The 13,962-nt window shown below is 76.6% G+C and carries 16 protein-coding genes; 9 read left to right on the plus strand and 7 right to left on the minus strand.

Annotated elements, in window-relative coordinates; translation table 11 throughout:
• The first annotated feature begins 42 nt into the window (after positions 1–42).
• From ACF08D_RS04450 to ACF08D_RS04480, 7 genes are all read left to right on the plus strand, one after another.
• On the plus strand, positions 43–1,308 hold the full coding sequence (locus ACF08D_RS04450) for a beta-ketoacyl-[acyl-carrier-protein] synthase family protein (RefSeq protein WP_392220998.1): 1,266 nt from the start codon (positions 43–45) through the stop codon (positions 1,306–1,308).
• Positions 1,305–2,525, plus strand: coding sequence for a ketosynthase chain-length factor (locus ACF08D_RS04455; RefSeq protein WP_392220999.1), 1,221 nt, complete (start codon positions 1,305–1,307; stop codon positions 2,523–2,525). The genes ACF08D_RS04450 and ACF08D_RS04455 overlap by 4 nt, the downstream gene beginning before the upstream one ends.
• A 144-nt stretch (positions 2,526–2,669) precedes the next feature.
• A complete protein-coding gene (locus tag ACF08D_RS04460; protein WP_392221000.1) occupies positions 2,670–2,939 on the plus strand; it encodes an acyl carrier protein in 270 nt (89 codons plus the stop codon).
• Positions 2,940–3,074: 135 nt separating this feature from the next.
• Positions 3,075–4,868 (plus strand): acyltransferase domain-containing protein, encoded by a 1,794-nt coding sequence (locus ACF08D_RS04465; RefSeq protein WP_392221001.1) that lies wholly within the window; start codon positions 3,075–3,077, stop codon positions 4,866–4,868.
• On the plus strand, positions 4,865–5,095 hold the full coding sequence (locus ACF08D_RS04470; RefSeq protein ID WP_392221002.1) for a DUF6059 family protein: 231 nt from the start codon (positions 4,865–4,867) through the stop codon (positions 5,093–5,095). The genes ACF08D_RS04465 and ACF08D_RS04470 overlap by 4 nt, the downstream gene beginning before the upstream one ends.
• Positions 5,096–5,270: 175 nt before the next feature.
• The gene (locus ACF08D_RS04475) at positions 5,271–6,626 is read left to right on the plus strand and encodes a trypsin-like serine protease (protein ID WP_392221003.1); all 1,356 of its coding nucleotides are present in this window, start codon (positions 5,271–5,273) and stop codon (positions 6,624–6,626) included.
• Positions 6,627–6,719: 93 nt separating this feature from the next.
• Entirely contained in the window at positions 6,720–7,088 is a 369-nt protein-coding gene (locus ACF08D_RS04480) for a DUF488 domain-containing protein (protein WP_392221004.1), read from the plus strand.
• Here the strand turns inward: ACF08D_RS04480 and ACF08D_RS04485 are convergent.
• Together ACF08D_RS04485 and ACF08D_RS04490 are read right to left on the minus strand one after the other, a co-directional pair.
• Entirely contained in the window at positions 7,078–7,947 is an 870-nt protein-coding gene (locus ACF08D_RS04485; protein WP_392221005.1) for a hypothetical protein, read from the minus strand. The genes ACF08D_RS04480 and ACF08D_RS04485 overlap by 11 nt on opposite strands.
• A complete protein-coding gene (locus ACF08D_RS04490) occupies positions 7,944–8,720 on the minus strand; it encodes a phosphatase PAP2 family protein (protein WP_392221006.1) in 777 nt (258 codons plus the stop codon). The genes ACF08D_RS04485 and ACF08D_RS04490 overlap by 4 nt, the downstream gene beginning before the upstream one ends.
• Before the next feature lie 155 nt (positions 8,721–8,875).
• Between ACF08D_RS04490 and ACF08D_RS04495 the strand changes: the two genes are divergently transcribed.
• Positions 8,876–9,487: a TetR/AcrR family transcriptional regulator gene (locus ACF08D_RS04495; RefSeq protein WP_392221007.1), complete on the plus strand. Its 612-nt coding sequence runs from the start codon at positions 8,876–8,878 to the stop codon at positions 9,485–9,487.
• Between the two features lie 3 nt (positions 9,488–9,490).
• Here ACF08D_RS04495 and ACF08D_RS04500 read toward each other — a convergent pair whose 3' ends face one another.
• The 4 genes from ACF08D_RS04500 to ACF08D_RS04515 all read right to left on the minus strand — a co-directional run bounded on the left by ACF08D_RS04500 (position 9,491) and on the right by ACF08D_RS04515 (position 13,477).
• A complete protein-coding gene (locus tag ACF08D_RS04500; RefSeq protein ID WP_392221008.1) occupies positions 9,491–9,970 on the minus strand; it encodes a DUF309 domain-containing protein in 480 nt (159 codons plus the stop codon).
• Positions 9,971–10,042: 72 nt separating this feature from the next.
• Positions 10,043–12,274, minus strand: a complete 2,232-nt coding sequence (locus ACF08D_RS04505; protein WP_392221009.1) for a GAF domain-containing SpoIIE family protein phosphatase — start codon at positions 12,272–12,274, stop codon at positions 10,043–10,045.
• Positions 12,275–12,444: 170 nt separating this feature from the next.
• Positions 12,445–12,966: a 2'-5' RNA ligase family protein gene (locus tag ACF08D_RS04510; protein WP_392221010.1), complete on the minus strand. Its 522-nt coding sequence runs from the start codon at positions 12,964–12,966 to the stop codon at positions 12,445–12,447.
• Positions 12,967–13,129: 163 nt separating this feature from the next.
• Entirely contained in the window at positions 13,130–13,477 is a 348-nt protein-coding gene (locus ACF08D_RS04515) for a hypothetical protein (protein ID WP_392221011.1), read from the minus strand.
• A 59-nt stretch (positions 13,478–13,536) separates the two neighbouring features.
• Between ACF08D_RS04515 and ACF08D_RS04520 the strand changes: the two genes are divergently transcribed.
• A complete protein-coding gene (locus ACF08D_RS04520) occupies positions 13,537–13,794 on the plus strand; it encodes a DUF3253 domain-containing protein (RefSeq protein ID WP_392221213.1) in 258 nt (85 codons plus the stop codon).
• 8 nt (positions 13,795–13,802) lie between these two features.
• Here the strand turns inward: ACF08D_RS04520 and ACF08D_RS04525 are convergent, their stop codons facing one another.
• A complete protein-coding gene (locus ACF08D_RS04525; protein WP_392221012.1) occupies positions 13,803–13,940 on the minus strand; it encodes a hypothetical protein in 138 nt (45 codons plus the stop codon).
• Positions 13,941–13,962 lie beyond the last annotated feature (22 nt).

Here is a 13,962-nt window from a genome sequence, read left to right on the forward strand (position 1 = left end):
TGCGCCGCGCCGCACCCGGCCCCGTCGAAGGCCAGGTAGCCCATGCGCAGAGTCGCCATCACCGGCCTGGGCGTCGTGGCCCCGGGAGGGGTCGGTGTCAAGGAGTACTGGGACCTGCTCACGGCGGGACGCACCGCCACCCGCAGGATCACCTTCTACGACCCGTCCCCGTTCCGCTCGCAGGTCGCCGCCGAGTGCGACTTCGACCCCCGGGCCGCCGGGCTGTCGCCGCAGGAGATCCGCCGGCTCGACCGGGCCGCGCAGTTCGCGGTGGTCTCCACCCGCGAGGCCCTCGCCGACAGCGGCCTCGACACCTCCGCGCTCGACCCCGGGCGGGTCGGCACCTCGCTGGGCAGCGCGGTCGGCTGCACCACCAGCCTGGAGCGCGAGTACGTCGTCGTCAGCGACGGCGGCCGGCTGTGGAACGTGGACCACACCTACGCGGTCCCCGAGCTGTACCGGCACTTCGTGCCCAGCTCGATGGCGGCCGAGGTCGGCCGGGCGGCGGGCGCCGAAGGACCGGCCGCCGTGGTCTCCACCGGCTGCACCTCCGGCCTGGACTCGCTCGGCCACGCCGTCGAGCTGATCCGGGAGGGCACCGCCGACGTGATGATCGCCGGCGCCACCGAGGCCCCGATCTCACCGATCACCTCGGCCTGCTTCGACGCCATCCACGCCACCACCCCGCGCAACGACACCCCCGAGAGCGCCTGCCGCCCCTTCGACCGCACCCGCAGCGGCCTGGTCCTCGGCGAGGGCGCGGCGATCCTGGTCCTGGAGGAGCTGGAGAGCGCCCGGCGGCGCGGCGCGCACATCTACGCCGAGATCGCCGGATTCGCCTCCCGCTGCAACGCGTACCACATGACCGGACTCAAGCCGGACGGCCGCGAGATGGCCGAGGCCATCGACGTCGCCCTCGCCGAGGCCGCGCTCGCCCCGGACTCCGTGGACTACATCAACGCCCACGGCTCCGGCACCAAGATGAACGACCGCCACGAGACGGGCGCCTTCAAGCGCAGCCTGGGCGCCCACGCGTACGCGACCCCGATCAGCTCCATCAAGTCCATGATCGGGCACTCGCTCGGCGCGATCGGCTCCCTGGAGATCGCCGCCTGCGCCCTGGCCATGGAGCACGGTGTGCTGCCGCCCACCGCCAACCTCCACGAGCCCGACCCCGAGCTCGACCTGGACTACATCCCCCTGACCGCCCGCGAGAAGAAGACCGACGTGGTCCTCAGCGTCGGCAGCGGCTTCGGCGGATTCCAGAGCGCCATGGTGCTCGCCCGTCCGGAGAGGAGAACCGCATGACCACGGCAACGGTGGTGACCGGACTGGGCGTCACCGCACCCAACGGCCTGGGGACCGAGCAGTTCTGGAAGGCCACCCTGGCCGGGCGGTCCGGCCTCGGACCGGTCACCCGCTTCGACGCCGCCCCCTACCCCTCGCGCGTGGCCGGCGAGGTGTCGGACTACGTCGCCGAGGAGCACATCCCCAGCCGGCTGATGCCGCAGACCGACCACATGACCCGCCTCGCGCTGACCGCCGCCGACTGGGCGCTGGCCGACGCCGGGATCGACCCGGAGCGGATGCCCGAGTTCGGCATCGGCGTGGTGACCTCGGCGTCCGGAGGGGCCGTCGAGTTCGGCCAGCGCGAGCTGGAGAACCTGTGGAGCAAGGGCAAGGAGTACGTCAGCGCGTACCAGTCCTTCGCCTGGTTCTACGCCGTCAACACCGGCCAGATCTCCATCCGCCACAAGCTGCGCGGCCCCAGCGGCGTGCTGCTCACCGAACAGGCCGGCGGCATCGACGCCATCGGGCAGGCCCGCCGCCACGTCCGCAAGGGCTTCCCGGCCGTCATCTCCGGCGGGGTCGACGCCGCGATCTGCCCCTGGGGCTGGGTCCCGCAGATCGCCTCCGGGCTGATGAGCACCGTGAACGACCCGGAGCGGGCCTATCTGCCCTTCGCGGCCGGCGCCTGCGGCTACGTCCCCGGCGAGGGCGGCGCCATCCTCATCACCGAGGACGAGCGGTCCGCCCGCGACCGGGGCGCCGAACGGGTCTACGGCGAGATCGCCGGATACGCGGCGACCCTCGACCCGGCGCCCGGCACCGGCCGCCCGCCGGGGCTGCGCAGGGCCGCCGAGAACGCCCTGGCCGACGCCGGGATCACCCCGGCGGACGTCGACGTCGTCTTCGCGGACGCCGCCGGCACCCCCGCGGCCGACCGCGAGGAGGCCGAGGCCCTCGCCGCGCTGTTCGGGCCGCACGGCGTCCCGGTCACCGCCCCCAAGACCATGACCGGACGGCTGCTCGCCGGCGGCGCGGCCCTGGACGTGGCGACCGCGCTGCTCGCCCTGCGCGACGGGGTGATCCCGCCCACCGCCCATGTCACGGAGCCCGCCCCCGAGCACCGGATCGACCTGGTCACCGGGGAGGCCCGGGAGGCCCGGCTGCGCACCGCGCTGGTGCTCGCCCGCGGCCACGGCGGCTTCAACTCCGCGCTGGTCGTCCGCCGGACGGCCTGACCCCCGGTCACCCCCGGGCCGCATCCGCACCGCCCACCCCCCACGGCACACCCGCACCACACCCCTCCGCCGGACGCACCACTCAGGAACCGGCGGCGGGCCGGCAGTGACACCGAACAGCCCAACGAGAGGACGGCACCGACCATGACCACGACGACCACCACCGTCACCCTGGCCGACCTGACCCGCATGCTCCGCGAGAGCGCCGGCGAGGAGGAGGGCGTCGACCTGGACGGCGACGTCATCGACACCCCCTTCATGGACCTCGGCTACGACTCCCTCGCCCTGCTCCAGGTGATCGGCCAGATCCAGCGCGAGTACGGCATAACGATCCCCGACGACGCCGTCGTCGACGCCGAGACCCCGGGGGCGCTCCTCGCCCTCATCAACGCCGGCCAGGGCTCCGCCGCCTGATCCGGTCCCCAGACGCGGCCGCCCCGCCGGCATCCCCCGGTGGCGGGGCGGCCGCCCGGACCCCGACCCCCGGTCCGCCCCGCACTCCGTCACGCACCCGCCGGCCGCCGAGCCGCGGCCCCACGAGGAGGAAGCATGTCGCTCACGTCGGACAGCGCGGTCGTCCGGAGACTGGTCGTCAGCCCCGGCCCCGCACACGAGCAGCGGGCCCAGTCGGTGGCCTCGGCCGCCGCCGTCTCGGCGGTGCTCCGCGCCTTCGGCCGGCCGCCCGGGCAGCTCCCGGTGCGCACCGTCGTCTACCTCGGCGCGGCGGCGCTCGACCCCGACCTGGGCCCCGTCCAGGAGGGCTTCACCGTCCGCACCGCGCTCACCCCCGGCCGCGCGCTGCGCCTGGCGCACCGCGAACTCCACGACGGCACCGCCGACTTCGCCATGGTCGCCGGCTTCGGCGAGCCCGACCCGCACACCATCACCGTCCACGCGGTCAAGCGCGCCGCCGAGGCGGTCGCCGACGCCGACCGCGTCCTCGGCGTCCTCGACGTGTCCGGCACCGACGAGGACGCCGTCCCGCCCCTGCGCCCGCTCCACCACGGGCGCCGCTCCACCGCGCCCGAGCACCACCGGCTGCTGCTCTGGTCCGGCCGCGACGCCGACGACGAGATCCGGGTGCGCGGCGAACTGCTGCCGATGCTGAGCGGACTGCACGGCGAGGCGTTCCCCGCGCTGCCCACCGCCGTGCCCTGCGGGACGCCCCCGGGGCCGGTGCGCGGCGCGGCCGTGACCGTCGCCGCGCTGGCCGCCGGGGCGGTCCACAAGGCCACGGCGGTACGGGCCGGACGGCCCAGGCCGGTCGCCCTCCTCTTCCCGGGCCAGGGCTCCCAGCACTCCGGCATGGCCCGGGGCCTGTACCGCAGGGAGCCGGTGTTCACCGCGGCCGTCGACGCCGTGCTCGGCCACATGGGCGAGGAGGGCGCGCGGATCAGGCGGGACTGGCTCACCCCCGGCGAGCCGGTGATCCCGGTCGACGACGTACGGCGCGCCCAGCCGCTGCTGTTCGCCGTGGACTACGCGCTCGGCCGGATGGTCCTCGGCTGGGGCGTCCGCCCCGCGGCGCTCCTCGGGCACAGCGCCGGCGAGCTGGTCGCGGCGGTGATCGCCGGGGTGGTGTCACTGCCGGACGCGGTCGCCATGGTGATGAGCCGGGTCCGCGAGGCGGTCCGGATCCCGCCGGGCGGCATGCTCGCCGTCGCCGCGAGCGAGGACCAGGTGCGCCCGTACACGGGCGGGGACGTCGCCGTCGCGGCGGTCAACGCCGCCCAGCAGGTGATGCTCGCCGGTGCGGCCGGGCCGCTCGCCGAGGCCGAGGCCCGGCTGCGCACGGACGGCTTCACGGTCGTCCCGGTGCCGGCCACCAGCCCCTTCCACTCCCCGGCGATGGCGCCCGCCTCCGACGCGGTCGAGGCCGACTACCGCCGCATCCCGTTCCGGGAGCCCGCCCTGCCGCTCTACTCCGGCTACACCGGCGCGCTGATGCGCCCCGAGGAGGCGCTCAGCCCCCGCTTCTGGGCGCGGCAGATCACCGACACCGTGTACTTCCGGCCGGCGCTGGAGGAGCTGCTCGCCATCGAGGACGTGCTGCTGGTCGAGGCCGGGCCGCGCCAGACGCTCACCGCGTTCGCCCGCAGGCACCGGGCCGTACGCCTCGGGGCGAGCGCGGTGACCCCGCTGCTCCCGGCCCGCCGGGGCACCGCGGAGGGAGACCGCCAGTCGGTGCTGGCCGCCGCCGCGCGAATCTGGACGGAGGGCCACGACCTCGACATGGACGCCGTGTCGCGGGTGTGGACCTGGAGCGACGAGGAGGCGCCGGCCCCGGTGGCCGCCGGCGGCGCGGCCGGCCCGCGCGAGCCGGCGGCGGCCCTGGGCTCATGAGGACGGTCGCCCGTTTCCTGCGCGGCTGCTACGACGCGCTCACCGCGGCCGGCTGGGTGTGGCTGGGCGTGCCGGTGCCCCCGCCGGCCGCGCCGCCCCCGCCGCTGCGGCCCCCGCCGCCCGGCCACCCCGAGCGGCTCCGCCCGGACCTGCCGCCGAGCAGCGCCGAGCGGGCGCTGTGGCGGCAGTTCGGGGAGCCCATGGGCCGGGCGGGGAAGGAGCGGTGAGCCCCGGGGGCGCGGGGGAGCGGTGAGACCCGGGGGCGTTACGCCGCATGGCGGGCGCCCCTGTCTCCCGTAAAGCCGAAGAAATGACAATCCGACATCGATGGACGCCCCGTCGGAAACCTCTGGATCGGCACGTCTTCCCCGGAAGAGACCCCCGAACAGAGGTGACCCCTTGATGCTCCACAGACACGCCACAGCCGCGTGCGCCACGCTCACCGCCGTCGGCGCGCTCGTGCTGGCCGGCTCGCCCGGCGTGTTCGCCGCCGAGGCCCCCGCGCCCCCGTCCACCCCCGCGGTGGCCGGCCCGCCCGGCGCCGACAAGCCGTCCCCCGCGCTGCTCGACGCCCTCCAGCGCGACCTCGGCCTCACCCGCGAACAGGCCGAGACCCGGCTGAAGAACGAGGCCGAGGCGGGCGCCCGGGCCGGCCGCCTGCGCAACACCCTCGGCGAGCGCTACGCCGGGGCCTGGGTGAGCGGCCCGGTCTCCGCCACCCTCACCGTCGCCACCACCAGCGCCGCCGACACCGCGGCGATCCGGGCGGGCGGCGCCGAGGCGAAGGTGGTCCGCCACGGCCTGGCCCGCCTGGAGGCCGCCAAGGCCAAGCTGGACAAGGGGTCCCTGCGGACCAGGACCACCGACGCGCCCGTCTGGTACGTCGACCTCCGCGCCAACACCGTGACGCTGGAGGCCGCCGAGAACAGCGCCGCCGACGTCTTCCTCACCGCGACCGGCGTCGAGCGCGACCTCGTCAGCGTCAAGGCGACGACCGAGCGCCCGCGGCCCTTCGCGCACGACATCGTCGGCGGCCACGCCTACTACATCGGCAGCAGCCGCTGCTCGGTGGGCTTCTCCGTCACCTCCGGCGACCAGCAGGGCTTCGTCACCGCCGGCCACTGCGGCCGGCCCGGCGCCGAGACCAGCGGCCACAACAAGGCCGCCCAGGGCGCCTTCAAGGCGTCCACCTTCCCGGGCAAGGACATGGCCTGGGTCGCCACCAACGCCGACTGGACCGCGACGGCCCACGTCAAGGGCCAGGGCGAGCAGAACGTCGAGGTCGCCGGCTCCACCGAGGCCATCGTCGGCGCCTCCATCTGCCGCTCCGGCTCCACCACCGGCTGGCACTGCGGCACCGTCGAGCAGCACGGCGCCAGCGTCTCCTACCTCCAGGGCACCGTGAAGGGCCTGACCCGCACCACGGTCTGCGCCGAGCCCGGCGACTCCGGTGGCCCGTACGTCTCCGGCACCCAGGCCCAGGGCGTCACCTCCGGCGGCTCCGGCAACTGCAAGGACGGCGGCACCACCTTCTACCAGCCGGTCAACCCGATGCTCCAGGAGTACGGGCTGACGCTGAAGACCGGCGCCGGCGAACCGGGCGACACCGGCAAGGCCGGCACCTGGGCCCCCGGCAAGGTCTACCGGGCCGGCGACCGGATCACCCACGAGGGCGTCGCCTACCGCTGCGTCCAGTCCCACCAGGCGCAGCCGGGCCGGCTGCCCTCGGGCACCGCGGCGCTCTGGCAGCGCGCCTGACGACCGGTCGGGCGGGCGGGGCCCGGACCGGCCACCGGCCCGGGCCCCGCGGCGAAGCCGCCCGGCCGGCCCCACCCACCCAGGAGGAGACGCATGGCGCGAGCCGACCGGAGCCCCCGGGTCCGCCGGGTGTACGAGCCGGCCGGGGACGGCGACGGCCCGCGGGTCCTCGTCGACCGCCTCTGGCCGCGCGGGCTGTCCAAGGCCGACGCCCGCATCGACGAGTGGCCCAAGTCCCTCACCCCCTCCACCGAGCTGAGGCGCTGGTACCACACGGCCGGGGACGACGCGTACGAGGAGTTCCGCCGGCGTTACGAGGCGGAGCTCGCCGCGCCCGAGGCGGCCGACGCCCTCGCCCGGCTCCGCACCCTCGCCCGGGAGGGGCCGCTCACCCTGCTGACGGCCTCCCGCGACCCCGGGCGCAGCCACGCGGCCGTCCTGGCCGACCTGCTCAGGGCGTGACCGGACGCGGCTCGGGCTCCGGCGCCCGGGGCGCGGGCACCCGGCCCGGGCCGCCCGCCGTCAGCAGCAGTACCCCGCGCGCGGCCACCGCGCCCGAGACGGCCGCCACCGCCCAGCCGGCCGCGCCGCCGCGGAAGGACTCGCCCAGCAGCGCCACCCCGATGACGGCCGCCGCCGCCGGATTGGCGAGGTTCACCACCGCCAGCGGAGCCGCGAGCCCGCCCCGGAACGCCGCCTGCGACAGCAGCAGCCCGCCCGCCGCGAACATTGAGACCAGCACCGCGAGCAGCGCCGTCTGCCACCAGGCGGGCGCCTGGCCCGGCAACTGGCGCGCCACGGCGGCCGTGACGGTCTGCGTCAGCGCCGACGCCACCCCGGACGCCACGCCCGACGCCGTCGCCAGCCCCAGGCCACGGCCCCCGCGGCGTACCAGCACGGCGATCCCCGCGGCCGTCACCGCCGCCACCGCCAGCGCCTCCGGCAGCGACAGCGCGTCGCCCGGCCGCGCCGGGCCCACCACCGCGACCAGGCCCAGCAGTCCGCCGAGCGTCCACAGCGCCCCGCGCCACTCCGCCCGGCCCACCCGCCGCCCCTCGTAGGCCGCGCCCACCGGCAGCGCGGCGACCAGCGTCAGCGCCCCGAGCGGCTGCACCAGGGTGAGCGGCCCGTAGTGGAGGGCCGCCACATGGGCCAGCGCCCCGGCGGCGTTCAGACCGACCGCCCACCACCACAGCGGGCGGCCCAGCAGCGCCCTGGCGCCCGCGCCCCCGGCGGCCAGCCGCGCCTGGGCGACCGCCGCCAGGGCGTACCCGCCCGCCGACGCCAGCGACAGCACCACGGCGAGCACGGTGGCCCTCACGGCGTCACCGCCACCGGCCGGAGCACCGGCCGCCGCCGGACGGCACCGGGCGGCCGGACCACCAGCAGGACGGCGCCCAGCAGCACCGAGGCCACCAGGGCGTCCAGCCAGTAGTGGTTGGCCGTGCCGACGACCACCAGCAGGGTCAGCAGCGGGTGCAGCAGCCACAGCGCCCGCCACCGCCCGCGGGTCGCGGCGATCAGCCCCACGGCGACCATCAGCGCCCAGCCGACGTGCAGGGACGGCATCGCCGCGAACTGGTTGGCGAGCCCGTCCGCCTCGGGGACGGCGCCGTAGACCGACGGCCCGTAGACCCGCGCGGTGTCCACCAGCCCCGCCTCGGCCAGCATCCGCGGCGGCGCCAGCGGCACCAGCAGATGGAGCGCCAGCGCGGCGGCGGTGAGCCAGGCCAGGGCGCGCCGCGCCCAGACGTAGTGCGCCGGGCGGCGCCAGTACAGCCAGGCCAGGAAGGCGACGGTGGCGGGGAAGTGCACCCACGCGTAATAGGCGTTGGCGGCGCGCACGAACGTCCCGCCGTCCAGCAGCAGGTGCTGCACCAGCGCCTCGCCGGGCAGGTGGGCGGCGCGCTCCAGGTCCCAGACCCGGCCGGCGTTGCCGAAGGCGCGCCCCTCGTGGCCGTCCGCGAGGAGCCGGCCCGCCTTGTAGACGAGGAAGAGCGCCGTCACCAGCACCAGTTCGCGGACCAGGGGCGGCCGTGGCACAGCGGTCGTCTCCGGCCCGGCATGACGTGTCCCGGCGGTCCCGGCAGCCATTTCCCGGCCTCATTCACAGTTCAATCGGACGCAAACGAGTGAAGCGTAGATCTGTTCTTATCGAGACGCAAGCGTATCGATACGCTTGCGTCTCGTTTGAGCGGGTCATACTCTCGGACGTGCACCGACGGGCCCCGCTCCCCCTGGAGGAAACGATGTCCACGCAGGCCGCGACCGCCGCCTCGCGCCGCAGCAGGATCAGCCCGGAGCGCGAGCAGGAGCTGTACGGGGCGGTGCTCGACCTGCTGCGCGAGGGCGGGTACGACGCGGTCACCATGGAGGGCGTCGCCGCCCGCACCAAGTGCGGCAAGGCCACCCTCTACCGCCAGTGGAGGACCAAGTCCCAGCTGGTGACGGCCGCGCTCGACAAGAGCCGGTGCGCGCTGTTCACCGGGATCGACACCGGCACCCTCGCCGGCGACCTCCGCGCCGCCGCCGTCGCCGTCGCGGCCCGCCGGGGGCGCGACACCGAGCTGATGGAGGCCGTCGGACAGGCGTACCTCCAGCACCCCGACCTGCGCCGGGCCCTGCGCGAGACGGTCATCGAACCGGAGGTCGCCGCGCTCGACGCGATGCTCCGGCGCGGCGTGGAGCGCGGCGAGATCGCCGCCGGGAACCCGGCCGTCCCCTTCGTCGCCCCGGGCCTCCTCGGCGTCCTGCGCGTCGAGCGGCTCTTCGAAGACCGGCTCGGCGGCGCCGAGGCCCTCCCCGCGTACGTCGAAGCGGTGATCCTCCCCGCCCTGGGCCTCGCCCCCGGCGCGCCCTGACGGTCACCCCAGGAGCCGGGGCGCCTCCGCCGCCGCGTCCACCGGCTCCGCCGCCGCCCCCACCCGGCCCGCCAGCGTCCGCGCCCACACCACCAGGCCCGGCACATCGAGCCCGTACGGCCGGCCGGTGAACCCCGCGACCCGGTCCGCGCCCCGCTCCAGCAGCCGCGCCCCGCCCGCCGTGTTGCCCCGCGCCGCGTGCGTCAGCCCCACCGCGAGCTGGGCCAGCCCCCGCCACAGCTCCCGTTCCGCCTCCGGCCCCGCCTTCCAGGCGTCCTCGAACACCTCATGGGCGTGGAACGGCATCCCCGCGTCCAGCAGCCGCTGCGCCTCCCGCAGCGTCTCGGCGGGATCGCGCACGACCCCCTCCGGCTGCCGCTCCACCCCCGCCGCCCCGTACGGCAGGGGCCGCCCCAGCCCGTCCCTGGGCCGCGCGTTGCGCGCCCGCCCCTCCTCGTCCCGGTCCCTGCGTGCCCTGTCCATGCCCCCATTGTGACCAGCTACGGGCCCCGCAATCCGCGCCCCGGCCCGTCCGCGTACCGCCGCGAAGGCTCCTCAGCCGGCGGGCAGCGCCGTCAGGACCAGCGCGGCCTGGTCGTCGTCCACCGCGCTGCCGCCGGTGAACGCCCGCACCGCGCGGGTCACCGCGCCCAGGGCGTCCTCGGCGGTACGGTGCGGCCCCCCGCTCACCGCGCGCACCAGGCGCTCCTCGCCGAACTGCTCGCCCCGGCCGTCCCGCGCCTCGGTGATGCCGTCCGTGTACAGCAGCAGGCTCTCGCCCGGCGCCAGCCGCAGCCGGTGCGGCGGCAGATGCGGATCGGCGCTGATGCCGATGAGGCAGCCCGCGCTGTGCACCGGCCGGGCGGGCTCCCCGGGGACCAGGTGCAGCGGATAGGTGTGGCCCGCCCGGACGAACGACACGTCCAGCCCGCCGCCCGCCACCGGGGTGAGGCGACCGCACAGCAGGGTCACAAAACCGGTCCCATGGCTGTCCGGCCGGTCCAGCAGCGCCCTGTTGACCGCCTGGACGACCGCCTCGGGGCCCGGCAGCAGGGGCGCGACGGCCCGCGCGGTGTGCCGCACCAGGGCCGTGGTGCTCGCTGCGGTGGCACCGCGCCCGCACACGTCGCCCAGCAGGAACGCCCAGGTGCCGTCGGCGAGCGGAAACACGTCGTAGAAGTCGCCGCCGATGTCCAGGCCCTCGCCCGCCGGGTGGTAGTACGTGGCGATCTCGGTGCCCGGCACGGCCGGCACCCGGGGCAGCAGCAGCCCCGCCTGGAGGTCGCGGGCCAGCGCCGCCCGCTGGGTGTACTGGCGCGCGTTGACGGCCGCGGCGGCGGCCCGGCGGGCCAGCTCCTCGGCGAGGGCGACGGTGTGCCCGTCGAAGACGTCCTCACCGGTGCTGAACAGCGACAGGGTGCCGAAGGCGTGGCCCCGGTCGAGCAGCGGGACGCACAGCCGGCCGGTGACCTTCAGCTCGTGCCACGGGCCCGGCCCGGCGGGCGCCCTCCGGGCGACCTCGGTGGTTCCGGAGGCCAGCACCCGCGCCACCGCGTCGTCACCGCCGGCGGACGGGCCCGCGACCGGCACGGACGAGGACAGCAGCTCCTCCTCGTACGGCCCCGGCGCGGCCACGGCGACCCGGCACAGCCGCCCGGTGTCGACCACGTCCACCGCGCACAGCGGGGCCAGCGCGGGCGTACAGGCGGCGGCGAGGCGCTGGAGGGTCTGGTGGTAGTCCAGGTCGGCGCCCAGCGAGGTGCTGGCCTCCAGCAGGAACGCCAGGTCGTCGCGCGCCGCCTTCTCCCGGGCCTCGGCGGCGGCGCGGGCCTGCTCGACCAGGTGTCGCTCGATCGCCAGCGCCGCGGTGTCCGCGAACACCCGGGCCAGCGCGAGATCGGACTCCTGCGGTCTGCGGGGCGTGCGGTGGTACATCGCGAACGTGCCGAGCAGCGCCCCGTCCCGGCCCATGATCGGGGTCGACCAGCAGGCCGCGAGCCGGGCGCGCACGGCCAGGTCGCGGAAGTCGTCCCAGTAGGGGTGGGTGGCGATGTCGCTGACGACGACCATCTCGTGCCGGTGGGCGGCGGTGCCGCACGAGCCGACGCCGTCACCGGTGGCGATCCCGTCGATCGCCCGGTTGTAGAAGTCGGGCAGGCTCGGGGCCGCGCCGTGCCGCAGGTGCCGGCCGTCCGCGTCGGCCAGCAGCACCGACACGATGACCTCCTCCGGGGACAGCTCCTCGATGACCCGCGCCATGCCCTCCAGGACCTGGCCCAGCGGCGCCTGGCGGGCGATCTGCTCCAGCAGCGCCCGGTGCTCCGCCGTCAGCCGCTGGGCGTGCTTCGCCTGGGTGGTCTCCACCCCGATCACCCGGACGCCGACGACCCGCCCGGCCGCGTCCAGCCGCGGCTCGTAGGTGAAGTCGAAGAACGCCTCCCGGGTCTCGGCCCCGGAGCCCAGCAGCACCCGGGCGTCCCGCCCGGTGTGGCTCCGGCCGGTGCGGTAGACCCGGTCCAGCAGCGCCAGGAACCCCTGCTCGGCCAGCTCCGGCATCAGCCGCCCCAGCGGCACCCCCGTACGGACCCGGGAGTCGCCGCCCACGGCGTGGAGGAAGGCCGGGTTCGCGGCCTCCAGCAGGTGCTCCGGCCCCGTGAGCGACGCGAACAGGGCCGTGGAGCGGCCGAACAGCGCGCGCAGGTCCCGTTCCGCCGCACCGTCCGGCGCGGCGGAGCGGCCCTCCCGGCCCTCCCGAGGGTGGTGCTGCTCTTGCGGTACGCGGGCCATCACCCGGTCACCCTCTCACTCGCCGAACGTGTCGTGGACCGGTGCCCGCGTCGTTCTGTCTCCACCTGGCCCTGATCGGACCTTCCGATGATAGATACTGCCCGCGAACCCCCGATCGGAACGGCCCCGCCGCCGGTGAGGGGCACCGCCCCGCCCGCGCGGCGGCGGGCTCAGACGGCGGCGGTCGTCCGGGTCACCGAGTCGTAGGTGCGCGCCGCGACCCACCGCCCCGCGAACACGCCGCCCGCCGCCCCGAACAGCTCCCCGTCCGTGAGCGGCCAGACCGCCCCGCGGCCACGCCCCAACGTGAGGTGCGGGCACCACCGCACCGGGTCGTGCAGCGGGTTCGGCGGGGCGCACCCCGAGGCGTCCCGCAGCGCCCGCCACACCGCCCCCTGCAGCCGCAGGAGGGGCTCGTCGCGCCGGACCGCCCAGGCGAGCACGTTCGCCCGCCCGCCGAACCGCACCGTGCCGTCGAGGACCAGCGGGACCGGCAGCACCCGCAGGGCCTCCGCCAGCCCGGCGCGCGCCCCGGGCGCCGGCTCCGCCGCGGCGGCGAGCGTCAGATGCGGCCGGTTCGTCGGGTGCCGGTGCGCCGCCAGGCTCACCAGCCCGGCCCGCCGCAGCCGGGCCCACACCTCCCGGACGGCCCGCTCGGTCGCCTCGTCCGGGAGCAGCTCCACACTGAGCACGCGCGTCCTAGGTCGTGTCTTCAAAGTCCCGTCTGGCCGTCGACTCCTGGCACGCACGCTCGCGGCGTTGTCGTCAGTCGCCAATGCTCCGCAGTGGCTCCTTCCTCCGCCTTGCGATCGCACGCACCAGACGCCGCCGGCCCCGCCCTCCGGGCGGACGACGCTACTTTGAAGACACTCCCCAGCCGCCGTCCGCCGCGCGGTCCAGCTCCGCCAGGCCCCGGCTCCAGCGGGCCCGCCGCTCCGCGTCCGTCTGCTCCCACCAGGGCGTGCCGCGCTCCCCGAGGGCGGTCTTCGCCGTCCCCACCCGGTCCCGCGCGGCCCGCTCCGCCTCCGGGTCCCCGGCGCGCCGGGCGGCGCCGACCGCGCGCCGCGCCGCCATCAGATGCACCCGCAGCCGCGCCGCCGCGTCCTCGGGGATCTCCGGGTCGGTGGCCCGCCAGCGGCGGCCGTCCACCACGATGTACCGCCCGTCGGGGGTGCGGCCGGGCTGCCGCGCGTGCGCCGTCACACCCACCAGCCTGCCACCGGGGGTGGGACACTGGCAGGGTGACCGACGGCGGACAGCGCATGGAACGGCGCCTGGAGCAGACCATCCTGGAGCTGCTGGAGCGCCGCGCCCCCACCGCCACGATCTGCCCCTCCGACGCCGCACGGGCCGTGTACGAGGGGGACGACGACGGCTGGCGCGCCCTCATGGAACCGGCCCGGCGCGCCGCCCGGCGCCTCGTCGAGGCCGGGGAGGTCCAGATCACCCAGTCCGGCCGCCCCGTCGAACCGGACGCGGCCCGCGGCCCGATCCGCATCCGCCGGGCCCGCCACCCCTAGAGCCTCTCTCACCGCCGCCGCCGCCGCTGCCGGGCCCGGGCCGCGAACGCCAGGCCCGGGCCGGCCACGATCATGAGGACGAGCGCCCACCAGGGCAGCCCGTCGAGTCCCTTGTAGGCGTACGGGGCGGAGCCGGCGGGCACCATCGGCAACCTCCTCGGTCGGATG

The organism is Streptomyces sp. NPDC015131 (genome assembly GCF_043079975.1).
Classification (GTDB): domain Bacteria; phylum Actinomycetota; class Actinomycetes; order Streptomycetales; family Streptomycetaceae; genus Streptomyces.